This window comes from Lentzea sp. CC55 (assembly GCF_021056325.1).
Taxonomy (GTDB): domain Bacteria; phylum Actinomycetota; class Actinomycetes; order Mycobacteriales; family Pseudonocardiaceae; genus Lentzea; species Lentzea jiangxiensis.
Genome location: NZ_JAJCXE010000057.1, coordinates 52,192 through 74,406 on the forward strand (window position 1 = coordinate 52,192; position 22,215 = coordinate 74,406).

The 22,215-nt window shown below is 70.6% G+C and carries 22 protein-coding genes and 2 tRNA genes; 13 read left to right on the forward strand and 11 right to left on the reverse strand.

Features of this window, described 5'->3' with window-relative positions; all coding sequences use genetic code 11:
- The first annotated feature begins 35 nt into the window (after positions 1–35).
- Positions 36–695, forward strand: a complete 660-nt coding sequence (locus tag L6E10_RS38625) for a response regulator transcription factor (RefSeq protein WP_236225133.1) — start codon at positions 36–38, stop codon at positions 693–695.
- A 3-nt stretch (positions 696–698) separates the two neighbouring features.
- Here L6E10_RS38625 and L6E10_RS38630 read toward each other — a convergent pair whose 3' ends face one another.
- Complete coding sequence (locus tag L6E10_RS38630) at positions 699–1,955, reverse strand: FAD-dependent oxidoreductase (protein WP_236225134.1); 1,257 nt, start codon at positions 1,953–1,955, stop codon at positions 699–701.
- A gap of 434 nt (positions 1,956–2,389) precedes the next feature.
- Between L6E10_RS38630 and L6E10_RS38635 the strand changes: the two genes are divergently transcribed.
- The 3 genes from L6E10_RS38635 to L6E10_RS38645 all read left to right on the forward strand — a co-directional run bounded on the left by L6E10_RS38635 (position 2,390) and on the right by L6E10_RS38645 (position 3,488).
- On the forward strand, positions 2,390–3,073 hold the full coding sequence (locus L6E10_RS38635; RefSeq protein ID WP_236225300.1) for an HAD family hydrolase: 684 nt from the start codon (positions 2,390–2,392) through the stop codon (positions 3,071–3,073).
- A 150-nt stretch (positions 3,074–3,223) separates the two neighbouring features.
- Positions 3,224–3,295, forward strand: a tRNA-Gln gene (locus L6E10_RS38640).
- 120 nt (positions 3,296–3,415) lie between these two features.
- Positions 3,416–3,488: transfer RNA gene (locus L6E10_RS38645), tRNA-Glu, on the forward strand.
- A 505-nt stretch (positions 3,489–3,993) separates the two neighbouring features.
- On the opposite strand, the gene L6E10_RS38650 is transcribed toward L6E10_RS38645, so the two are convergent.
- Positions 3,994–4,695: an IclR family transcriptional regulator gene (locus L6E10_RS38650; RefSeq protein WP_176929766.1), complete on the reverse strand. Its 702-nt coding sequence runs from the start codon at positions 4,693–4,695 to the stop codon at positions 3,994–3,996.
- Between the two features lie 73 nt (positions 4,696–4,768).
- Here L6E10_RS38650 and leuC point away from each other — a divergent pair, with 73 nt between their 5' ends.
- The 3 genes from leuC to L6E10_RS38665 all read left to right on the forward strand — a co-directional run bounded on the left by leuC (position 4,769) and on the right by L6E10_RS38665 (position 7,666).
- Positions 4,769–6,175: a 3-isopropylmalate dehydratase large subunit gene (gene leuC, locus L6E10_RS38655; protein ID WP_236225135.1), complete on the forward strand. Its 1,407-nt coding sequence runs from the start codon at positions 4,769–4,771 to the stop codon at positions 6,173–6,175.
- A 2-nt stretch (positions 6,176–6,177) separates the two neighbouring features.
- Entirely contained in the window at positions 6,178–6,780 is a 603-nt protein-coding gene (leuD, locus tag L6E10_RS38660) for a 3-isopropylmalate dehydratase small subunit (RefSeq protein ID WP_236225136.1), read from the forward strand.
- Positions 6,781–6,967: 187 nt separating this feature from the next.
- Positions 6,968–7,666 carry an HU family DNA-binding protein gene (locus L6E10_RS38665; RefSeq protein WP_236225137.1) on the forward strand — a complete coding sequence of 233 codons (699 nt, stop codon included), beginning with the start codon at positions 6,968–6,970 and terminating at the stop codon, positions 7,664–7,666.
- A gap of 547 nt (positions 7,667–8,213) precedes the next feature.
- On the opposite strand, the gene L6E10_RS38670 is transcribed toward L6E10_RS38665, so the two are convergent.
- The 6 genes from L6E10_RS38670 to cofC all read right to left on the reverse strand — a co-directional run bounded on the left by L6E10_RS38670 (position 8,214) and on the right by cofC (position 14,743).
- A complete protein-coding gene (locus L6E10_RS38670; RefSeq protein ID WP_236225301.1) occupies positions 8,214–9,131 on the reverse strand; it encodes an NUDIX hydrolase in 918 nt (305 codons plus the stop codon).
- Positions 9,131–11,410, reverse strand: coding sequence for an RNA degradosome polyphosphate kinase (locus tag L6E10_RS38675; protein ID WP_236225138.1), 2,280 nt, complete (start codon positions 11,408–11,410; stop codon positions 9,131–9,133). Before L6E10_RS38675 ends, L6E10_RS38670 begins: the two co-directional genes overlap by 1 nt.
- Before the next feature lie 59 nt (positions 11,411–11,469).
- Positions 11,470–11,661 (reverse strand): cold-shock protein, encoded by a 192-nt coding sequence (locus L6E10_RS38680; RefSeq protein ID WP_090095394.1) that lies wholly within the window; start codon positions 11,659–11,661, stop codon positions 11,470–11,472.
- A gap of 103 nt (positions 11,662–11,764) precedes the next feature.
- Positions 11,765–12,919: an acyltransferase gene (locus L6E10_RS38685; RefSeq protein WP_236225139.1), complete on the reverse strand. Its 1,155-nt coding sequence runs from the start codon at positions 12,917–12,919 to the stop codon at positions 11,765–11,767.
- Positions 12,920–13,091: 172 nt separating this feature from the next.
- Positions 13,092–14,066, reverse strand: coding sequence for a hypothetical protein (locus L6E10_RS38690; protein ID WP_236225140.1), 975 nt, complete (start codon positions 14,064–14,066; stop codon positions 13,092–13,094).
- Between the two features lie 53 nt (positions 14,067–14,119).
- Positions 14,120–14,743 (reverse strand): 2-phospho-L-lactate guanylyltransferase, encoded by a 624-nt coding sequence (cofC, locus tag L6E10_RS38695; RefSeq protein ID WP_236225141.1) that lies wholly within the window; start codon positions 14,741–14,743, stop codon positions 14,120–14,122.
- 136 nt (positions 14,744–14,879) lie between these two features.
- Between cofC and L6E10_RS38700 the strand changes: the two genes are divergently transcribed.
- The 4 genes from L6E10_RS38700 to L6E10_RS38715 all read left to right on the forward strand — a co-directional run bounded on the left by L6E10_RS38700 (position 14,880) and on the right by L6E10_RS38715 (position 18,180).
- A complete protein-coding gene (locus L6E10_RS38700) occupies positions 14,880–15,527 on the forward strand; it encodes a 1-acyl-sn-glycerol-3-phosphate acyltransferase (protein ID WP_236225302.1) in 648 nt (215 codons plus the stop codon).
- A 2-nt stretch (positions 15,528–15,529) separates the two neighbouring features.
- Positions 15,530–16,540, forward strand: coding sequence for an NAD(P)H-dependent glycerol-3-phosphate dehydrogenase (locus L6E10_RS38705; protein ID WP_236225142.1), 1,011 nt, complete (start codon positions 15,530–15,532; stop codon positions 16,538–16,540).
- Positions 16,537–17,604 (forward strand): cystathionine gamma-lyase, encoded by a 1,068-nt coding sequence (locus L6E10_RS38710; protein WP_236225143.1) that lies wholly within the window; start codon positions 16,537–16,539, stop codon positions 17,602–17,604. The genes L6E10_RS38705 and L6E10_RS38710 overlap by 4 nt, the downstream gene beginning before the upstream one ends.
- A gap of 117 nt (positions 17,605–17,721) precedes the next feature.
- Positions 17,722–18,180, forward strand: coding sequence for a cysteine dioxygenase family protein (locus L6E10_RS38715; RefSeq protein WP_236225144.1), 459 nt, complete (start codon positions 17,722–17,724; stop codon positions 18,178–18,180).
- On the opposite strand, the gene L6E10_RS38720 is transcribed toward L6E10_RS38715, so the two are convergent.
- Positions 18,161–18,805: a pyridoxamine 5'-phosphate oxidase family protein gene (locus L6E10_RS38720; RefSeq protein ID WP_236225145.1), complete on the reverse strand. Its 645-nt coding sequence runs from the start codon at positions 18,803–18,805 to the stop codon at positions 18,161–18,163. The two genes, L6E10_RS38715 and L6E10_RS38720, sit on opposite strands and share 20 nt — an antisense overlap.
- A 168-nt stretch (positions 18,806–18,973) precedes the next feature.
- On the opposite strand from L6E10_RS38720, the gene L6E10_RS38725 reads away from it, so the two are divergent.
- Complete coding sequence (locus L6E10_RS38725; protein ID WP_236225146.1) at positions 18,974–20,344, forward strand: PLP-dependent aminotransferase family protein; 1,371 nt, start codon at positions 18,974–18,976, stop codon at positions 20,342–20,344.
- On the opposite strand, the gene L6E10_RS38730 is transcribed toward L6E10_RS38725, so the two are convergent.
- Positions 20,328–20,504 carry a hypothetical protein gene (locus tag L6E10_RS38730; RefSeq protein ID WP_236225147.1) on the reverse strand — a complete coding sequence of 59 codons (177 nt, stop codon included), beginning with the start codon at positions 20,502–20,504 and terminating at the stop codon, positions 20,328–20,330. The genes L6E10_RS38725 and L6E10_RS38730 overlap by 17 nt on opposite strands.
- A gap of 100 nt (positions 20,505–20,604) precedes the next feature.
- On the opposite strand from L6E10_RS38730, the gene L6E10_RS38735 reads away from it, so the two are divergent.
- Positions 20,605–21,657 (forward strand): D-alanine--D-alanine ligase family protein, encoded by a 1,053-nt coding sequence (locus L6E10_RS38735; protein ID WP_236225148.1) that lies wholly within the window; start codon positions 20,605–20,607, stop codon positions 21,655–21,657.
- Here the strand turns inward: L6E10_RS38735 and L6E10_RS38740 are convergent.
- Positions 21,654–22,214, reverse strand: a complete 561-nt coding sequence (locus tag L6E10_RS38740) for a DUF3515 domain-containing protein (protein WP_236225149.1) — start codon at positions 22,212–22,214, stop codon at positions 21,654–21,656. The genes L6E10_RS38735 and L6E10_RS38740 overlap by 4 nt on opposite strands.
- Position 22,215: the final 1 nt, after the last annotated feature.

Sequence of the window (22,215 nt, forward strand, 5' to 3'; positions counted from 1 at the left end):
CGCACCCGGGTACCCGCGAGTAACTTCCCGGTGTCATGACGGACCCGGCGTCCACCCGTGTGTTGCTGGTCGACGGTTCGCAGCTCATCACCGAAGGGCTGCGGATCTCGCTGCACCGCACGCACTGCTTCCGCGTTGTGGGGATCGCCCACACCGTGGCCGATGCCGCGCGCAGCCTGCGCGGCACACCGGTGGACCTCGTCGTCACGGACTTCGACGTGCCGGGCGCCGGACCGCTGCGCACCGTGCGGGACACGGCGCAGCACCGGCCGGGCGCCCGCGTCGTCGTCCTGTCCAATGCGGACAGTCCGAGCTGGGCCCGCGCGGCGCTGGACGCCGGCGCGGTGGCCTACCTGCTGAAAACCTCGCCCGTGGCCGAGCTGCTGCCGCTGATCGCGGCCGCGGTGCGGGGTGCTCCCGCCACCATCGACGCCAGGGTGGGCTCGCTCGCACGCCTGCCGGCGCGAATGCCCCCGCCCGCGTCGCTCGGCCGCCTGTCCGCGCGCGAGTTCGACGTCCTCGCCGAGATGGCGAAGGGGTTGGACAACGCGCGCATCGCCCAGCGGCTCTTCATCAGCAACGACACCGTGAAAACCCACGTGAAGGCGATCCTGCGCAAGCTGGGCGCCCGCGATCGCGCCCACGCCGTGGCGATGGTGCTCGGCGAGTCCTCGGACGCGTTCGTCACGACCTGATCGTCACGACCTGGTGATGACCCGCGGAGCTCGGCGCGCGAACTCCGGCGCGTGCTCCGGGCGCGGGCCGATCGCGATCACGTAGGCGGGCACGGCCTGCAGGAACGGCAGCTTCTGGGCGATCTTGAGCGGCAGCGGCACGCTGGTGCGCGAAACCGTCTCGGTGCTGCCCAGCTTGCGTCCGAGGAACAGCCGGTGGATCACCCGCTGCACGGTCTGGATCACCAGGGTCGGGAACAGCCTGCGCCCTCGCACCTTCGCGAGCGTCGCGCTCGTGACCCGGCCCTCCCGCAACGGCTTCGCGAGCAGGGTGGCCGCCGCCACGGCGTCCTGCACGGCGAGGTTGATCCCCACGCCGCCGACGGGCGACATCGCGTGCGCCGCGTCACCGATGCACAGCAGCCCGTCGACGTGCCAGCGCCGCAACCGGTCCAGCTTCACGTCGAGCAGCTTGCAGTCGTCGATGCTGCTGATGTGGTCGACGCGGTCCGCGAGCCACGGGACGAGCGTGACGACGCGTTGCCGGAACTTCTCGACACCTTCGGCGCGCAGTGCCTCGTCGGTGCCCTTGCGGATCAGGAAAGCGCACTGGAAGTAGTCACCACGGGGAATCAGGACCATCGCGCTGCCGGCGCTGAACCGGCCGGCGCCGCCCTTGAGGTCGTCGGTCTCCTTGCGCGGCAGGCGGAACCACCACACGTCCATCGGCGCGCCGAAGCTGTGGACGGGGAGTTCCACGGCCGCGCGCAGGATCGAGCTCCTGCCGTCCGCCGCGACGACGAGGTCCGCCGCGATCTCACCCTCGTGCCCGTCGACGCGGTCCCGGTACTTCACGCCCGTGACCCTGTTGCCGCTCTTGGTGATCGCGGTGACCTCGGTGTTCATCCGCAGCGAGAACGCCGGTTCGAGCCTGGCGGCGTCCGCGAGCAGGTCCAGGAAGTCCCACTGCGGCACCATCGCGATGCGCTTGTTCGGGCCGGGAAGTCGTGACAGGTCGGCGATCGTGGCCTTGGCGCCGCCGTCGAGCAGCGCCTCGAGCTTGTCGACGTCCTGGTGCGGCACCTGCTCGAACGCCGGACCGAGCCCCAGTTCGTCCATCAGCGTGAGCGTCGACGCGTGCACCGTGTCGCCGCGGAAGTCGCGCAGGAAGTCGCCGTGCTTCTCCAGCACCGTCACCTCGACGCCCCCGCGCGCCAGCAGCAGCCCCAGCACCATCCCCGCGGGCCCGCCGCCGACGACGAGACAGGTCGTCCTCTCCATGTCGATCCCCTCTTTTCAACCGGTGTTGAATAAACTCAGCATGCTCCTGATCGACAGGCGCGTCAAGCGGAGTCCGGAAGTGGCGTGGACCTCGTTCGGGACCATCCATTGTGGACGGTCTGGGAAACCAGGCCTCGAAAAGGTTGCGGATGGTGCGGAACGCCGCCCCGCCAGCTATGGTGTCGCGCCCGCGGAACGGAGGGGTCCGGCGGTGGTGGTTGCGTTGCCGAACAACACTCGACCGGGCGATTGCTTTGAGCGCTCGGAGGAGTCCGACTAGTTCGTTCGGGGCCTCAAGGTCCGCTTGATCGTGCAAGGACCTGGAGGAATCACCTCGTTAGCCGAATCGGACGAGGCCCCGACGCACCTAACCTTCCTGGGTGACAACTGCGTCCCCGACTTTCACGCGTAAGAGAACCGGCGAGATCCGCGCTGTGTGCCTGGACGTCGACGACACACTTGTCGACTACAGCACTTCTTCGCGAGCCGCGTTGGCATCGATGGTCGGTAACGCCGACGCCTGGTCGTTGTGGCAGCGCATCACCGACGACCACGTGTCCCGCCAGCTCTCCGGCGAGCTCCGCTACGAGGAGATGCGCAACATCCGGACGCAGGCCTTCTTCGCCGCGCTCGGCGAGGACCTGCCGCTCGAGGAAGCGACCCGCCGCGAGGTCGGCCGCCAGGAGGTCCTCTCCGCCGGCTGGTGCCTCTTCCCGGACGTGATCCCGATGCTCGACTGGCTGCGCGCCACGGGCCTGCCCATCGCGGCGATCAGCAACGCCTCAGGCCTCCACCAGCGCGTGAAGATCGCCCAGCTGGGCCTCGCCGAGTACTTCGACGCCGTGCTCATCGCGGGTGAGGTCGGCTGCGCGAAGCCGGACCGGGTGATCTTCCACACCGCGTGCCTCGCCCTCGGCGTCCCGCCCGGCGACACCGTCCACGTGGGAGACCGCCTGCACGCCGACGCCATCGGGGCCCGCGACGCCGGGATGCACGGCGTCTGGATCAACCGCACGGGTCCGACCGGCGGAACGCTGCCCGCGGGACTGTCGTCGATCACGAGCCTCGCGGAACTGCCCGAGCTCCTCGTGTGCGAACTCTCCGCCGCGACCGCCTGAGTTCACCTCCGAGACCGGCCCCCACCTGCGCGTATGCGGTTAGGAGGGGGCCGATTTCACTTCTGGTGGGGGCGTGGTCTAGTATTTCTCCCGGCAGCAACGAGGGCCTCGGAACTCCCCAGGGACAACGAAGTCGATCGTGAAAGCCAATGGGGTATGGTGTAATTGGCAGCACGACTGATTCTGGTTCAGTTAGTCTAGGTTCGAGTCCTGGTACCCCAGCTGCAACGGAAGAACTGCCCTCGGGTAAGGTTCCGGAGCACAGCAAGAAAACGAACTGAATAGCCGGATTTGGACCGGACAGAGCGATCTGATAAGGTTCACACCAGCAAGAAGTTCTAGGGCCCCGTCGTCTAGCGGCCTAGGACGCCGCCCTCTCAAGGCGGTAGCGAGGGTTCGAATCCCTTCGGGGCTACAGAGGTGGGAGAGGCCCGTCTGCGGAGAACGCAGACGGGCCTCTTTCGCATGTGTCCTCTGGGCCGAGCCCCCAGACCCCCAGCCGGCGGGCTGCCGCCCCCGGACCCCCGCCTCGGGGTTGCCCGATTGTTCTGGGGTTGGGCTTCGCTTCGCTCGCCGGCGGCTGGGGCATCGCTTCGCTCGTCGGGTTCGTTTTAATCGGATTGCTTTCGGTATCCCGTATTGCGTTGCTTGTGTTGCCGCACACATTTGTGGGCGTGGACGTCTCGACTTCCTGACGGCTTCGTGTCGGCTGGCTGCCTTCTGTGCCGCACCTCTCTGTCATCGTGTCGCGTTCTCCGCGCCGCGCATGCCTGAGCAACCCCTCCGGCCGTTCCCGGCCGCGTCCTGCGCGGTCCAACCCGCCTGTGCGCCTCGCCTCAGCCCTGCGCCGTCCTGCTCGTGCAGAAGAAAGCAGAAGGCCGCCCTTCCTGTGCGGAGGACGGCCTTGGTGGCGTGGTGCTTCAGAGGCGGCTTTGCAGGGCCTCGGCTGCTGCCAGAAGGTCCGCGGCCCAGCGGGCGCCCGGGCGGCGGCCCATGCGGTCGATGGGGCCCGAGACCGAGACGGCGGCGACGACGGCTCCCGCGGAGTCGCGCACCGGGGCCGAGACCGAAGCCACGCCCGGTTCTCGTTCCGCCACGCTCTGCGCCCAGCCCCGGCGGCGGACTTCGAGCAGGGTGCGTTCGCCGTAGACGGCGTCGGCCAGGACGGCGCGTTGCGTGCCGGGGTCCGACCACGCGGCCAGGACCTTGGCGCCGGAGCCCGCCGTCATCGGGAGCCTGGCGCCGATCGGGACTGTGTCGCGCAGGCCCGAAGGAGGCTCGGCCGAGGAGACGCAGACCCGCTGCATGCCGTCGCGGCGGTACAGCTGCACGCTTTCACCCGTGATGTCGCGCAGGCGTGGCAGCACCGAGGAAGCCGCGTCCAGCAACGGGTCCGTCGCGCCGCCGGCCAGTTCGGCGAGTGCCGCGCCGGGGCGCCAGCGGCCGTCGGAGCCGCGGCGCAGCAACCTGTGCACCTCGAGGCCCACGGCCAGGCGGTGCGCGGTCGCCCGCGGCAGGCCGGTGCGGTTGCACAACTCGGCCAGGCCACACGGATCTTTTGCTACGGCGTTCAACACGGCCACTGCCTTGTCCAGCACGCCGATCCCGCTATGCTGTCCCACAAGCCGATACTAACTTCCCAGACAGTGAGAAGTCCAGATCTGTCGGCACGTCCATACTGTGGGAGATGTCGCGATGAGCCGCACGCTCGCGGAGAAGGTGTGGGAGGCACACGTTGTGCGCCACGGAAGTGGTGCGGAGCCGGACCTGCTCTACATCGACCTCCACCTGCTCCACGAAGTCACCAGCCCCCAGGCGTTCGACGGGCTGCGCCTTGCCAACCGGAAGCTGCGCAGGCCCGACCTGACGATCGCCACCGAGGACCACAACGTCCCGACCGTCGACATCGACAAGCCGATCGCGGACCTCGTCTCGCGCACGCAGGTGGAGACGCTCCGCCGCAACTGCGCCGAGTTCGGGGTGCGGCTGCACCCCATGGGGGACTTCGAGCAGGGCATCGTCCACGTCGTGGGCCCGCAGCTCGGCCTCACGCAGCCCGGGATGACCGTGGTGTGCGGCGACAGCCACACGAGCACGCACGGTGCGTTCGGCGCGCTGGCGTTCGGCATCGGCACGTCCGAGGTCGAGCACGTGATGGCGACACAGACGTTGCCGTTGCGCCCGTTCAAGACGATGGCCATCACCGTCGAAGGCGACCTCGGTCCCGGCGTCACGGCGAAGGACATCATTCTCGCGGTGATCGCGAAGATCGGAACCGGTGGCGGACAGGGCTACGTGCTCGAGTACCGCGGCTCGGCCATCGAGAAGCTGTCGATGGAAGCGCGCATGACGGTTTGCAACATGTCGATCGAAGCGGGCGCGCGCGCCGGCATGATCGCACCGGACGACACGACTTTCGACTACATCCAGGGCCGCCCGCACGCACCGTCCGGCGCGGACTGGGACAAGGCCGTCGAGTACTGGAAGACGCTGCGCACCGACGACGACGCGACGTTCGACGCCGAGGTGCACATCAACGCCGACGAGCTCACCCCGTTCGTCACGTGGGGAACCAACCCCGGCCAGGGACTGCCCCTGGGCGCGAGCATCCCCGACCCCGGGCAGATCGCGGACGAGAACGAGCGCGTGGCCGCTGAGAAGGCGCTGACGTACATGGGCCTGGAGCCCGGCACGCCGCTGCGCGACATCCGCGTGGACACCGTGTTCCTCGGCTCGTGCACGAACGGGCGCATCGAGGACCTGCGTGCCGCCGCGGACGTGCTGAAGGGCAAGCACGTCGCCTCGGGGGTGCGGATGCTCGTCGTCCCCGGGTCGATGCGGGTGCGCAAGCAGGCGGAGGACGAGGGGCTGGACAAGGTCTTCCTCGACGCGGGTGCCGAGTGGCGCCAGGCCGGCTGCTCGATGTGCCTTGGCATGAACCCGGATCAGCTCGCCCCCGGTGAGCGCAGCGCGTCGACCTCCAACCGCAACTTCGAGGGCAGGCAGGGCAAGGGCGGCCGCACGCACCTCGTGTCTCCGCTCGTCGCGGCCGCCACGGCCGTGCGCGGCACCCTGTCGGCCCCCGCAGACCTGGAGAACTGACCATGGAAGCCTTCACCACCCACACGGGCGTCGGTGTGCCGCTGCGCAGGTCCAACGTGGACACCGACCAGATCATCCCGGCCGTCTACCTCAAGCGCGTGACCCGCAGCGGGTTCGAGGACGGGCTCTTCGCCGCCTGGCGCGGCGACGAGCACTTCGTCCTCAACCAGGAGCCGTTCAGGGCGGGCAGCGTCCTCGTCGCGGGCCCCGACTTCGGCACCGGGTCCTCTCGGGAACACGCCGTCTGGGCGTTGATGGACTACGGCTTCCGCGTCGTCGTCTCGTCCCGGTTCGCGGACATCTTCCGGGGCAACGCGGGCAAGCAGGGCCTCGTGGCGGCGCAGTGCAGCCAGTCCGATGTCGAGCTGCTGTGGAAGCTGCTGGAGTCCGAGCCCGGCACGCCGGTCACCGTCGACCTCACCGACAAGACCGTTCGCGCCAAGGACTTGGTCGCCCCCTTCGAGATCGACGACTACACCCGCTGGCGCCTTCTCGAAGGCCTCGACGACATCGCTTTGACGCTGCGCCACGAGCCCGAGATCAGCGCATTTGAAGGCAATCGCCAGACTTGGTTGCCCACAACGGATCCGCTTCCGGCGGTCTGAGAGGGGGCCGGATTCTCCTCTTGAGAGGGGCGAATCCGGCGCCCTGAGTCCCTCGAAGGGGCGCAATTAGCCACGCCACAACGAAAACTTTGGCGTGGCGATTGGTATTTCTCGCGATTTGGGCCTACCGTTGCGTTCTAGTCGGCCCGACGCTAGGGGGCCGTGAGCGTCCTGGGAGGGACTGAAGGTGAACAAGGCCCAACTCATCGAGGCGCTCGCCGAGCGCCTGGGAGACAAGAAGACCGCGGGTGCTGCTGTTGACGGCATCGTCGATGTGATCGTGCGCAGCGTCAACAAGGGCGAGAAGGTCAACATCACGGGCTTCGGCGTCTTCGAGAAGCGTGCCCGTGCGGCTCGCACCGCGCGCAACCCGCGCACGGGCGAGACCGTGAAGGTCAAGAAGACCAACGTGCCCGCGTTCCGCCCCGGCTCGACGTTCAAGGACGTCATCAGCGGTGCGAAGAAGCTGCCGAAGGCCGTTGCCGCCAAGGCCGCCGCCAAGCCCGCCGCCGCTGCCGCCGCGAAGCCCGCGGCCACCAAGGCTCCGGCGACGAAGGCCGCGACGACCCGCGCGACGACCACCACCACGCGCACCCGCACGGCCGCGGCCGCCACCAAGGCGCCCGCGACCCGTCGCACCAGCACGGCCGCCGCGACGAAGACCGCTGCTGCCGCCAAGGCGCCCGCGAAGGCGACCGCCACCAAGGCCGCCACCACGAAGACGGCGGCTGCCAAGGCCCCGGCGAAGCGCACCACGGCTGCTGCGAAGCCGGCTGCCAAGTCGACGGCCGCCGCCGCCAAGACGACGACCGCCGCTGCCAAGCCCGCCGCGAAGACGGCGGCTGCGAAGCCGGCTGCTCGCAAGACGGCTGCCAAGAAGAAGTGAGACGGGCCTCCACGGGGAGGCTGCGTCACTTCAGCAACTACGCGGAAGGCCCCGGTGTGCGCACACCGGGGCCTTCCGCGTGCCTTGGGGCAGGACGTCACCGGGCCGGGAGGTCGTTGGGGCGCAGGGGTCCCCGGAGAAGCCCTTGGCGTGCCTGGGAAGCCGCCCCGTGAGGGCTCTGACCTGCGGCGGAGCCGCACGGTGCGCTTCGGGAACGAGGTCGGTCGATCGAAATCCCGTGTGCCGCAGCGGGACCGCGGCGCCCGCCAAGAACGGTTCCGATCCGATTCCGCTGTCCACCGGCGGACTCGCCCACTTCCGCCGAAGGGCCGAATTCACCGCCGGTTCCGAACGCTCGGCGGCCTCAATGCGCACACCCCCGCAGAGGCGGAAGAATCGCTCTGCGCACCAATAGAAATAACGCCATCACGCCGGTGAACACCCGAGGCGCAAGCGAAACCGCCGCCTTCCCACCCGACTTGGTTGCCAGAGGCGAACTTTCGTCGGAACGGGAAGGCGGCGGCAGCGGAACGCCCGCGCGGGCTCGTCAGGGACGGGGCAGCGCGGAGGGCAGATAGTGCGCCGACACCAGCGTTGGCCAGCGCGAAGGCGAGTCCGAAGTGGACCAGGCGCCGAACGGCCTGGTGAAGGCCAGCACCCACGTGCTGCCCTTCTTGCAGGGGATCTTGTCGAGCCGGAGCCCGCCCATCTCGGCCAGCGACTGCACGACTGCCGGGATCACACCGCCCTGCGAGGACACCACGGCGCGGCCTTCGAGGGCCGCCACCTCCAGCAGGCGCACGAGGCCCGCGTCGGGGTCGGGCCAGTACCCCTCCTCGGACAGCCGGGCCTCCTCGACCACCTCGACGGACAGATCGGCCGCCACGCCCCGCACGGTGTCGATGCAGCGCACCCTGGGGGCCGTGTGGACGCGCACCGGTGCCCACAGCGGCAACAGCGTGCGCAGGGCCGCCGCCTGGCGCCAGCCGGCGTCCGAGAGGGGACGGAGGTCGTCGTCGCCGTCCCACTCGGACCGCTTCCCGGCCTTGGCGTGCCGCACCAGCAGCACCAGCAGCAGGTCCGCGGGCAGGCGGGCGAACTCCTCCAGCACCTCGCGGTCGGGCTCGTAGGTCAGCAGGGAGGACGCGTCGGCGACCGGCAGCCACTTCAGCGCGTCGACCTCGTCGTTCTCCTCGAACGAACCGGAAACGGCCTCGGCCGCGTAGTAGTCGACGGTCTTCGGCACCCCCCGGACCCGGTAGGCGACCTGCCGCAGGTGCCGGCCGAGGACGCAGGAATAGCCGGTCTCCTCGCGGATCTCGCGCACCGCGCAGGCGGGAATGGTCTCCCCGTCGTCGAGCTTCCCCTTCGGCAACGACCAGTCGTCATAACGCTGGCGGTGCACGACCGCGACTTCGACGTCACCGCCGGCGTCGCGCCAGAGCACCGCCCCAGCAGCTTTGATCACCCAAGAGCTCCGTGCTTGTGCAGCAGTTCCATTTGGTGGTCGCGCACCGACGAACCGTCGGACGGTGACGCTTCCCATTCTCCGTCCGCGCGCAGCACCCAGCAGCGCGTGTGCGGGTCGAGCGCGGATTCGAACATGTCGCCGAGCTGTTTGGTGAGCCGCGGGTCGGCCACGCGGACGGCCACCTCGACCCGGCGGTCCAGGTTGCGGTGCATCATGTCCGCGCTGCCGATCCAGTACTCGTCGCAGGCGACGAAGTGGAAGACGCGCGAGTGCTCGAGGAACCGGCCGAGGATCGAACGCACCCGGATGTTCTCCGACAGCCCCTTGATGCCCGGCTTCAGGCCGCAGATGCCGCGCACGACCACGTCCACGGGCACGCCCGCCTGCGACGCCCGGTACAGCGCGTCGATGACCTGCTCGTCCACGAGCGAGTTCACCTTGATGCGCACACCCGACGGCTCACCGGCCTGCGCGCGCTCGATCTCGGAGTTGATCCGCTCCACGATGCCCTTGCGCACGCCGTAGGGCGCGACGAGCAGCGAGCGGTACTCGTCCTGGCGCGCGTAGCCGGTCAGCACGTTGAACAGGTCCGTGAGGTCCGCGCCGATCGTCGGCTCGGCGGTCAGGATGCCGACGTCCTCGTAGAGCCGCGCGGTCTTCGGGTTGTAGTTGCCGGTGCCGATGTGGCAGTAGCGCCGGATCGTCGACCCCTCCTGGCGCACCACGAGCGAGGTCTTGCAGTGCGTTTTCAGGCCCACCAGGCCGTAGACGACGTGCACGCCCGCCTTCTCCAGCGTGCGCGCCCACTTGATGTTCGCCTGCTCGTCGAAGCGCGCCTTGATCTCCACCAGCGCCACGACCTGCTTACCTGCCTCGGCCGCGTCGATCAGCGCGTCGACGATCGGCGAGTCACCGGAGGTGCGGTACAGCGTCTGCTTGATGGCGAGCACGTGCGGGTCGGCCGCCGCCTGCTCGATGAAGCGCTGCACCGACGTGGAGAACGAGTCGTACGGGTGGTGCACGAGCACGTCGCCCTCGCGCAGGGTCGCGAACACGCTCTTCGGCGTCTCGCGCTCCCCGAACGCCGGGTGCGTCGCCGGCACGAACGCCGGGTCCTTCAACGTCTTGCGGTCGATGCCGTAGAGCTGCCACAGGCACGACAGGTCGAGCAGGCCGGGCACCGTCACGACGTCGTGCGGGTCGACGTCCATCTCCCGCAGCAGCAGTTCGAGCATGTGCTCGGTCATGTCGTCGGCCACTTCCAGGCGCACCGGCGGACCGAAGCGGCGCCGCGCGAGCTCGCGTTCGAGCGCCTGCAGCAGGTCCTCGTCGCGGTCTTCCTCGACCTCGAGGTCCGCGTTGCGCGTCACGCGGAACGCGTGGCACTCGATGACCTCCATGCCCGCGAACAGCTCGCCGAGGTGCGCGGCGATGAGCTCCTCCAGCGGCAGGAAGGTCGCCGACGAGGACGACCGGTCCGACTCGACCCGCACGAGGCGCGGCACGTTGTCCGGCACCTTCACGCGGGCGAACCGCTCGCCGCCGCCCTCGGGGTCCCGCACGGTCACCGCGAGGTTCAGCGACAACCCCGAGATGTACGGGAACGGGTGCGCCGGGTCGACCGCGAGCGGCGTCAGGACCGGGAACACCTGCTCGCTGAAGTAGTTGGAGAGCCTCAGCCGGTCGTAGTCCGTGAGGTCGCCCCACGTCACGATGCTGATCTGGTGCTGTTCCAGGCCGGGCCGGATGTGGTCGAGGAACGTGCGGGCGTGCTGCTCCACCAGTTCCTGAGAGCGCTTGAAGATTCCCACGAGCTGCTCGAGCGGCGTGAGCCCGTCCGCGCTGCGCACCGTGAGGCCGGTCTCCGCGCGCCGCTTCAGGCCCGCGACCCGGACCATGTAGAACTCGTCCAGGTTCGAGGCGAAGATCGCGAGGAACTTGGCGCGCTCCAGCAGGGGCTGCGAGGAGTCCTCCGCGAGCGCGAGCACGCGGGCGTTGAAGTCCAACCAGGACAGTTCACGGTTGAAGTACCGGTCGTCCGGGAGGTCCCCGGGCAGGGCGCTCGACGTCACCGCGGGCGGTGCCGAGGGCACGCCGCGCAACGGAGCGGCGGCCGCGGGGCCTCGCTCGACCTTCGCCCGCGTGGTCGAAACCCGCCGGGTAGCCGCACGAGGCTGCTTGCGCGGGGTCGCCGCTTCGCCCTTCGCGCTCGGCGTGCGGCGTCGGGGTGGGGTCGCCTTGCCGTCAGAGTTCTCCGTGCTCACGTCACGCATTGTCGCGCACTATCGCCGTTGGCGCCCCCAGCCAGGACGACCGTCTGGTGAACTCCTCGTCACAGGACAGGCAGGCGCAGAGCTGTGACGACCCCGTCGGGGCTACGTTCGAGGGTCACCCGCTGGCCGGGGCGCAGCATCCGCCAGCCACCCGCGGTGACGGCTTCGGCACTGACGTCGACGAGAACGCCGTCATCTCGCAGGACGACGGCAGAGCCGTCACTGTTGAACGTGGACACGGTCGCCTGCACGGAGCAGAACCCTAGACGTTCGGGCGGGGCCGTGGCGTTCGCGGGCGTGGAGACCGGCCGGGGTGAGCGGCCGGGAACCCGCGCCGCTCACCCCGAACCCGTTCTACGACCGGGCCCGCCCGGTGGCCGCCAACCGCGACGGGTCGGCGGACCGCGGCGCGCCCTGCCGGGCCACGCCGCCCGTGACGGCGACCTTCGCGCGCCGGCGGGTGATCACGCGCCGGCCGAGGTCGATCATCGGGATCTCCACGGTCGCGTAGAGGACGCTCGCCAGCACCAGTCCCAGTGCGGTGACGACGACGGCCTGCCCGAGGCCGGACAGTTCGGGCCAGACGAGCGCGAGGACCGTCGCGGCGATCGTCTGCACGAGGTAGAGCGAGTAGGAACGCTCGCCGACGAACTGCATCGGCTTCGTGGACAGCACCGCCGTGACCGGACCCGGTGTGACCATCGAGGTGAGCAGCACGGCTGTCGCCAGCGCGTACACCGGGACGACCAGCACGTGGCCGGGGATGCCACCCGTGCCGTCGAGGAAGCCCGCCATCGGCTTCACGCCCACGTGGACCATCACGAAGCCGAGGGAGATGAAGACCTGCGCGACCGGGTTCGTGAGCGGGCGCAGCAGGGCGAAGCCGCGCGGGCTGTGCAGCGCGATCGCGAGCAGCACGCCGGTCAGGATCGAGAAGTAGTGCAGCGGCCAGCCGGGGTTGCTGTGCGACACGGTGAAGTTCACGACCACGAGGGCGAGCAGCATGCCGAGGGCGGCGGCACCGGCGCGGCGCCTGAGCACGACGGTGCCCAGCGCGATCGCCACCAGCGGCCAGACGAGGTAGAACTTCTGCTCGATGCCCAGCGACCAGGACTGCCCGTACGGGCTGGGGCCGGCGAACTCGTTGGTGAAGGTGAAGAAGTACTGCAGCGCCGGGCCTGTCCCGTTGCTGACGAACGTGCCCATGACGAGCGAACCGGCGATTGTGGCGAAGAGGACCACGAAGTACACGGGCAGGATTCGGAACGCCCGCCGCAAGTAGAACTCCTCGAGCGAGATCCGCCCGGTCCTGCGCTCCTCGCGGAGCATCAGCGTGGTGATGAGGAATCCGCTGAGGACGAAGAACATCTGGACCCCGGCCCAGCCCTGGAGCCAGTCGGGACCGCCGTAGTGGAAGAAGACGACCAGGACCGCGGCGATGGCGCGAAGGCCGTCGAGAGCGGGGAAGCGGCGCAACGCCAGGTAGTCGGCGTGCGTCAACGACTTCATGCAGGTACACCTCTGAGCAATGCGTCGGGGGAACGGCGTAGGGGGTTGCGCCGTCTGCATCGGGGGATACGGATGTAAAGGTGCCGGGGTTCCCCACCGAGTTGCCCAAACCAACATTTTCGTGTCGTTCGTCACGGAATCAACGCGGCGCGAAAGGGGAACGCGCCGCGCGTCAGCAGGCTTTCAGCGGTGACAGCTCCGAAAGCGGTGCCGCCGCCGCGACGCGCCACCCCTGCCGCGTCAACGCTCCGCCGTGGACCTCGAGCCAGTACGCGCCCTCGGTCGTGTGCACGGTCGCGCCGCTGCGGATGTCCGTCACGTACGAGGACTCCGACTGCCACGACACGAAGTCGCCGCTGACGCGGGGGAACACGATGCCCTCCGTCCTCGGCACCGGCCTGATCGCGGCCAGCTCGCGCGGTTCGGCCCAGCCGTCGCGCCAGCCGCGCAGCTCGTCGTCCTGCGCCCACACCACCGTGCGCCCGTCCGAAGCCACGCTGTCCGAGGGCCTCGCGTCCTCCAGCTGGACCGGCAGCGCCCCCTCCGAGCGGAACTTCCCGTCCTGCAGCCAGATGACCGCGTCGCCCAGGAACACCGGCCTGCCGCCCCGGCCGACGACCCTGTCCTTCTTCCTCGCCAGGTCATAGACGTGCACGCCCGCCTGGTCCGCCCAGGCGGCCTTGCCGTTGTGCAGCACCGCGCCGCTGGCGCCGATCGGCACCGGCGCGCCGTCGTTGCGCGAGTCCCACGCGTAGGTCGTGGTGGTGGCGTCGCCGGGGCCCGGGGACGTGGAGAACGTGACCCAGCGGCCGTCGAACTCGACGCCGAACAGCTGACCGTCGTTCTGGACGGCCATCACCTGCTGGCGCTTGCCGTGGTCGTGCAGCACCAGTTCGGTGGTCCTGTTGCGCGTGGTCTTCACCAGCGTCGTGCCGGCGTCGGCGTCCGCACCGACGACGGTGACCTTCTCGTGCGAACCGACCTCCGTCGTGTTGCGGGACAGCCGGTCCTTCCAGTCCTGGGGCAGGTCCACCCGGCACGTGCCGAGCTTGCTCTCCGCCGTGTAGTCGGAAGGACGGTCGATCGGAAAGGCGGCTACACAGCCCGCGATGGCCGTGACTGCCGCCAGCGCGGTCAGCGCTCGCATCGGTCTCCCAAGTCGTGATCACCCCAGCGACCCGGAAGACGCGCGACGGCTGCTCAGGTTGTCCAGGCGGGCAGGGCGTTCGCGGTGCGGACCCCCAGACCGAGGACGAGAGCGAGGCGCAGGTCCTCCTCCGTGTCCACGTCGCAGCGCAGCGACGGCCACGGCCCGATCAGCTCGGCCGCCCCGGAGAGCCGGTGGTGCCCGGCCGACCCGACGCCGAACCGGGGGTCGAGCTCCCCGCCGGGCGCGGCCAGCAGCAGCGTCGTGCCGGTGCCCTGGCGGTCCGGGACGAACGCGCGGCGGTCCGCGGCGGCGTCGAGCGCCGCCCGGAGCTCGTCGGGCCTGAGCGCCGGGAGGTCGGCCTGGAGCGCGCCGACGCGGGACGACCCGAGCGTGCGCGCGCCGTGCCGCAAGGCGGCGTTGAGCCCGGGCTCGCCGGGTTCCGGCAGCGACTCGACGCCCAAGGCGGCCATTTCGGACGCGACGGCGGGATCGGATGTGATCGTGACCACGCGCCGGACACCCGGCGTGCGCGCAGCCGCGCTCACGGTGTCGAGGGCGAGCGCGAGCGCCAGCGCCGCGTGCGACACCGGATCTCCGCCTGTCGCGCTGGTCAGCCTGGTCTTCGCCCTGTCCAGGGTCTTGACCGGGACCACGAGGTCGACTTCATCCCGCACCTCGCCATAGTCCACGATCCGGCGACTAGTGTGCTCTCGGGTTCAGGTCCACGCAGGTCTGGAGTGAGGAGAGGTCCACGTGGCCAAGGAGAAGGGCGGCTTCTGGGTGGGGGTCGCCGCGGCGATCGTCTACCCCATGTCGTTCGTGCTGGGCAGGCACCGGATCCTGAACGGGGAGCGCATCCCGCGCCAGGGCGCCGCGTTGCTCGTCATGAACCACATCTCGCACCTCGACCCGTGCTACGACGCCGTGTTCGTGCACCGCAACGACCGGGTGCCGCACTTCCTCGCGAAGCACAGCCTGTGGAACGTGCCGATCATGGGCTCGATCCTCAAGGGCGCGAAGCAGATCCCCGTCTACCGGGGCACCACCGACGCCCAGCAGAGCCTGCGCGCGGCGCACAAGGCGCTGGAGGACGGCCTCGTCGTGGTGATCTACCCCGAGGGCACGATCACCAAGGACCCCGACGGCTGGCCCGCGAACTCCCGCACCGGCGTCGCCCGGCTCGCCCTGCAGCACGACGGCCCGGTCATCCCGGTCGCCCGCTGGGGCACCCTCGACCTCTACAACCACTACCGCAAGAAGTTCCGGCCGCTCCCGCGCAAGACGATCACCCACCTCGTCGGCGAGCCGGTCGACCTGTCCGCGTACCGCGGCCGGGAGGAGACCCTGCCGCTGCTGCGCGAGGTGACGGACCTGCTGATGGGCGCGGTCAAGGACAACCTGGCCGAGATCCGGCAGCAGCAGGCCCCCGAGGGCTTCTACGGACCGAGGAAGGCCTGACCATGGCGATCGAACGCGTTGCGGTGCTGGGCTCCGGGTCGTGGGGCACGGCCTTCGCGAAGGTCATCGCGGACTCCGGTCCCGAGGTGGTGATGTGGGCGCGCCGCCAGGAGGTCGCCTCGGAGATCACCGAGACCCGCGTGAACTCCGGCTACCTGCCCGGCATCCCGCTGCCCGCCAACCTCGCGGCCACCTCCGACCCGGCGAAGGCGCTCGACGGGGCGGACGCCGTGGTGCTCGCCGTGCCGTCGCAGACGCTGCGGGCGAACCTCTCGGCCTGGAAGGACCTGCTGCCGCCGGACGCGACCCTGGTGTCGCTGTCCAAGGGCGTCGAGCTCGGCACGCTCAAGCGGATGAGCGAGGTGATCCGCGAGGTCGCCGGCGTCGACGAGTCGCAGGTGGCCGTGGTGTCCGGACCGAACCTGGCCAAGGAGATCGCCGTCGGTCAGCCGACCGCGACGGTCATCGCGTGCACGGACCACGACCGCGCGGTCGACCTGCAGCACGCGTGCTCGAACTCGTACTTCCGCCCGTACACCAACACCGACGTCGTGGGCTGCGAGCTCGGCGGGGCGTGCAAGAACGTCATCGCGCTGGCGTGCGGCATGGCGGCGGGCATGGGCTACGGCGACAACACGATGGCGTCGATCATCACGCGCGGCTTGGCTGAGACCGCACGGCTGGGCGCCGCCCTCGGGGCCGACCCGCTGACGTTCGCGGGCCTCGCCGGCCTGGGCGACCTCGTCGCGACGTGCGCGTCGCCGTTGTCGCGCAACCGGTCCTTCGGCGAGCGGCTCGGCAGGGGCGAGACCCTCGCGCAGGCGCAGGAGGCCGCGCACGGGCAGGTCGCCGAAGGCGTGAAGTCCTGCTCGTCGATCCGCGAGCTCGCCGCGGCGCACGGCGTCGACATGCCGATCACCGAAGGCGTCCACCAGGTCTGCCACGACGGGCTGAGCGTGCGCGAGCTCGGCGCCGCGCTGCTGGGCCGCGACCGCAAGCACGAGCGCCAGTGAACGCCGAGTTCGGCGACGGCACGCGGGTCGTGCACGCCGTCCAGGGCGGGCCGGGCGAGCCGTTCGGCGCGCAGCCGGTGTTCGCGTCGGCGTTCCACCTCGGCGGTGCGGACACCTACGCCAGGTCGGGCAACCCGACGTGGCGGTCGCTGGAGAGCGCTCTCGGCTCGCTGGAGGGCGGCGAGTGCGTCGTGTTCCCGTCCGGGATGGCGGCGATCTCGACGTTGCTGCGCACGGTCCTGTCCACCGGCGACACCCTGGTCCTGCCGTCGGACGGGTACTTCCTGAGCCGCAGGTTCGTGTCCGGAATGGACGTGCGGGTCGTCGAGGCGCCCACGGCGGGCCCGTACCCGTCCTTCGAGGGCGTGCGGCTGGTCCTGCTGGAGACGCCGTCGAACCCCGGTCTGGACGTGTGCGACATCGCCGCCCTGGCCGACGCGGCGCACGAGGCGGGCGCGTTGCTGGCCGTGGACAACACGACGGCGACGCCGCTCGGGCAGCGGCCGCTGGAGCTGGGTGCGGACGTCGTGGTGGCCTCGGACACCAAGGCGGTCGCCGGGCACAGCGACGTCCTGTTCGGACACGTCACGGTCGCGTCGCCCGAGCTCGCGACGCGGTTGCGCGACGCCCGCACGCTGAACGGCGCGATCCCCGGCCCGTTCGAGGCGTGGCTCGTGCTGCGCGGCCTCGGCACCCTGGACCTGCGGCTGGAGCGGCAGGCGAAGAACGCGGCGGCGCTGTACGAGGCGTTGTCCGGCAAGGTCGAGGGCCTGCGCTGGCCCGGCGCCGAGCAGGACCCGGCCTACGTGCTTGCCGCCCAGCAGATGCGGCGGTTCAACGGCGTGCTGACGTTCGAGCTGCCCGACGCCGCGGCGGTGGAGGAGTTCGTGGAGCGCTCGGAGCTGGTGTCGGCGGCGACGTCGTTCGGCGGCCTGCACTCGACGGCGGACCGGCGCGCGCAGTGGGGCGACCCGGTGCCCGAAGGTCTCGTGCGCTTCTCGTGCGGTTGTGAGGACACGGCCGACCTGGTCGCGGACGTGTCCCAAGCTTTGGGACTGGATTGACGGAGGGTCCCGGTTCCGGGACCCTCTGCGGCATGTCCTTCAACACGTGTTGCTGTTGTACCTGGCGATAGTCCCGCGTCCTCTTTCGCGCATTCGCCTGGTTAGGACCTTTTCCCGATGTTCGCCGTTCCCGAGAACAGCGTCGTACTGCCCGAGAACACCCAGCTGCTGCACCCCGTCCGGGTGGCTTTGGCGTGGGCGGCCGACCGCGACCGCTGGAAGCACCTGCTCCGCTACGACCCGGAAGAGCGCTTTTCGGCGTTGGTCGACAAGACCGGCGACCAGGAGATCTGGCTGATGAGCTGGCTGCCCGGCCAGACCGCGTCGCTGCACGACCACTCCACGACCTCCGGCGCGTTCACCGTGGTCAGCGGCCTGCTGACCGAGGTGGTGACGACCCGCATCCAGGTCGTGCACTCGCTGCGCGCCGGCCAGTCGCGCGTGTGGGGCCCCGGCTACGTGCACCAGGTGCGCAACGACGGCGTGGACCCGGCCGTGTCGATCCACGTGTACCGCCACGGCACCCGCGCCATGACCCCGTACCGCTACGACCCGGTCAACGGCCCCGTCCGCTGACGTGCGGCGGCACGGGCTTGTCCGTCTCGTGCGGCACCGGCGCACCCCACGACTGGATGAGCGGCATGTGCCCGCCCCACACCAGGTTCGCCGCGAGGTCCTCGGGCTCCTCGCCGGGCCCGCCCTCGCGCACCTTGACGCTCGCCTCGGTGAGGTCGATCTCGAGCGCGACCGTCGCCGCGAGCTCCTTCTTGGACGGACCGCGCGCGTAGTCCCAGCTGCCCGGCGTGACGTGCTCGACGATGACCTTGAGCGCGTGCTCGGGGTCCTCCGCGACCTTCGCCGTGCCGTGGACGATCGCCGACCGGTAGTTCATGGAGTGGTGGAACACCGACCGCGAGTAGACGACGCCGTCCACCAGCGTGACGGCGACGCACACCGGCTTGCCCTCGAGCATGCTCCTGATGGACCGTGAGCCCGTCGACCCGTGCAGGAAGATGCGGTTGCCGTCCCGCCCGTACGCGGTGGGGACGAGGAACGGCGCCCCGTCGACCTCCACGGCGAGGTGGCAGACCAGGCCGGCGTCGAGGACGTCGTAGAGCACCTGGCGGTCTTGGACGGCCCGGTTCTTGCCGCGGACGACGGTGCTGCGTTCGGTGGGGGAGAGCTGCAGGTCGGAGGTCATGCTCCTACTGTGCGGCGAGAAGTGGCATCATTGAAGCGCCATTTTCCGCTCATTTCAGAAGGCCACTTCGTCGCTTGCGCCCACCAGGAGTGTCAGTGTTGTCCGGGATGATGAAAACAAGGGGTCCCCTTGGCCGGGGGACGCCTGCGCGAGCGTGCGAGGTCACCCGTGGCTGAGACCGCCCTCCCCGTAGCCCTCGACCGCGAGTCCGCCGAACCACTCGCCGTCCAGCTGGCCGACGCCCTCCGCTCCGCCGCCTCCGAGGGCCGCCTCCGGGCGGGCGACCGCCTCCCGTCCACGCGCGCACTGGCCGACAGCCTCGGCGTCTCCCGCACCGTCACCGCCGCCGCCTACGAGCAGCTGCACGCCGAGGGCTGGATCGCGGGCCGGCACGGCTCCGGCACCTACGTCACCACGACCCCGCCCGGTCCGCTGCACACACGTTCGCGCAAGCCGGTCGTGCCCGCCATCACCGACTTCGTCGACCTCGGCACCGGCGCGCCGTGGGCGGGCGGGCTCGACCGGGCGGCCTGGCGCAGGGCGTGGCGGGCGGCGGCCGACACGCCTCCGCTGTCCCGGCCCGAACGCGCGGGGCTGCCCGAGTACCGCGAGGTCATCGCCGAGCACCTGCTGCGCCACCGCGGTCTCGCCGTCAACGCCGACCCCGTGCTGGCCACCGGCGGCACGACGGCCGTCCTCACCGAGATCGCGGTGGCCGTCCTCGAACGAGGAGACGCCGTCGCCGTCGAGGAACCCGGCTACCAGCGGGCGGTGGGCGTCTTCAAGGCGAACGGGCTCAGGGTCGTGCAGGCGGTCGTCGACGCGGAAGGCCTCCTGCCCGACGCCGTCCCCACGGGCGTGAAGGCCGTCTACTGCTCGCCCGCCCACCAGTACCCGCTCGGCGGGCGCATGTCGGCGGGACGCCGCGTGGCACTCGTCGAACGGGCGCGGCGGGACGGCTGGCTCGTCATCGAGGACGACTACGACGGCGAGCTCCGGTACGACGTGGCCCCGCTGCCGTCGCTGGCCGCGCTCGCCCCGGACGTCGTGGTCCACCTCGGCACCACCAGCAAGATCCTCACGCCCACCCTCGGCGCGGGCTGGATGGTGGCGCCCGAGCACATCGCCACGGCCGTCCTCGAGCACCGCGACCTCACCGGCACGAGTCCGGCCGCGGCGGGGCAACGGGTCGTCGTCGAGCTCGCGCGGACCGGTGACCTCGGCCGGCACCTGCGCAAGCTGCGCCGCGAGCTGTCCGAGCGCCGCGCGCTGATCGTCGGCACGTTCGCCGAAGCGGGGATCGAGGTGCTGGGCGACGACGCCGGGGCGCACGTCGTGGTGCCGCTGCCCGGTGCCGAGCAGGAGCGCGAGGTCATGCGGGCGGCGCTGGAACGCGGGCTGCGCGTCGACGGGCTCGGCAGGCACTTCGTCCACCGCGCGAGGTGGCACGGGCTCGCCATCGGCTACAGCGCGTGCTCACGGGAACAGCTGGTCAACGCGCTGCCGGTGCTGACCGAGCTGATCACGGCGAGCGGTTGACCACGACCACCTCGCGGGCCGTCACGAAGCCCAGCCGCTCGTTCACCCGGATCATCGCGGAGTTGGCCGACCCGGTCCCGGTGCCGACGTGCTCGAGCTCCGGCCGGCAGTGCTCGCCCGCGCTGCCCTTGGTGACACCCAGCTCTCCAGCGCGTCCCACCCGTGAGCGCGGCCGCGAACCGGAGCACTTCGCCGAGGTGCGGGTTCGGCTCCGCAGCGATGCGATGGGCACAATCGCCCAAACGGGTAGGGTCCCCGGCATGACGCAGCGCAAGACGAGGGTGGCCGTGGTGTTCGGCGGCCGCAGCTCCGAGCACGAGGTCTCCTGCCAGTCCGCCAAGAGCGTCCTGCCCTACCTGGACCCGGACCGCTTCGAGGTGGTCCCCGTCGGCATCACGCCGCAGGGGCAGTGGGCGCTCGGCACGGACCCGAACGCGCTGGAGGCCGGCGCGGGCAACCTCCCGACGCTGCGCGGCAGGTCCGACATCACCCCGGTCGAGCCCGGCCAGGCGCTGAAGGACGTCGACGTCGTCTTCCCGCTGCTGCACGGCGCGTGGGGTGAGGACGGCACGATCCAGGGCCTGCTCGAGCTGGGCGGCGTCCCGTACGTCGGCCCCGGCGTGTTCGCGAGCGCCGCCGCCATGGACAAGGTCTTCGCCAAGAAGATCCTCCAGGCGGCGGGCCTCGACGTCGGCAGGTTCGTCGCGCTGGACCGCTCCGCCACCACCCTGACGCTCGACGAGCGCGAGCACCTCGGGCTGCCGGTGTTCGTGAAGCCGTCACGTGCGGGCTCGTCCGTCGGCATCTCCAAGGTGAACGACTGGGCCGACCTCGACGCCGCGATCTTCGAGGCCCGCCGGCACGACCCCAAGGTCATCGTCGAGGCCGCCGTCGCGAACCCGCGCGAGATCGAGCTCGCCGTGCTGGAGTTCCCGGACGGCCGCGTCGAGGCCTCGCTGCCCGCCGAGCTGCGCCCGGTCGGTGAGGGCGCCGACTGGTACGACTTCGAGGCCAAGTACGTCAACGACTCCTACGAGGCCGACATCCCGGCGAAGCTCGACGACGAGACCACCGCGCGGGTGCGCGAGCTCGCCGTCACCGCGTTCAAGGCCCTCGACTGCCAGGGCCTGTCCAGGGTGGACTTCTTCCTGACCGAGCAGGACGAGCTCATCGTCAACGAGCTCAACACCATGCCCGGCTTCACGCCGATCTCCATGTACCCCAAGGCGTGGGACGCGACCGGCATCGACTTCCCGACGCTGCTCACCACGCTGGTGGAGACGGCGATCGCGCGCGGCAGCGGCCTGCGCTAGGAGGTCTTGACCGGCTGCTTCGGCAGCAGGTCGCGCACCGTCGTGGAGATGTCCTGCAACGGTCCGGTGCCCGCGTCGTCGGGCACCGTCAGCGCCACGTACACGCCGCGGTCCACGACCACCCACGTCGAGCTGCCCGAACCGGGCAGCTGCAACCACTGGACGTCGGAGATCAGCCGCAGCTGCGACGTCGGCGTCAGCTCCGACGGCCGCGGCAACCCGCAGCGCAGGACCACCGGATCGTGTTTGGCGTCACCCCACGCGACCGTGGCGGGCGGCGCCGGCGAGGCGATCTCCCTGCGCGACAGCATGTCCGTCCCGGACGGCAGCCCGAGCGGCAGCTTCTCGACCAGGGAAGCGCATTCCGGTGAGCCGGCCGACGGCGCGTCGATCGAGACCAGTGCGAGCGGACCCGTGCGGCCGGGGACGTCCTCGGACTGGTTTCCCGTGCCCAGCCACAGACCGAGCCCGGCGACACCGATGGCGAGCAGCACGGCGAGCCCGACCGCCGCGAGCAGCGGCCGGGACAGCGCCGATGTGGTTTCCTGCTGAGTCACC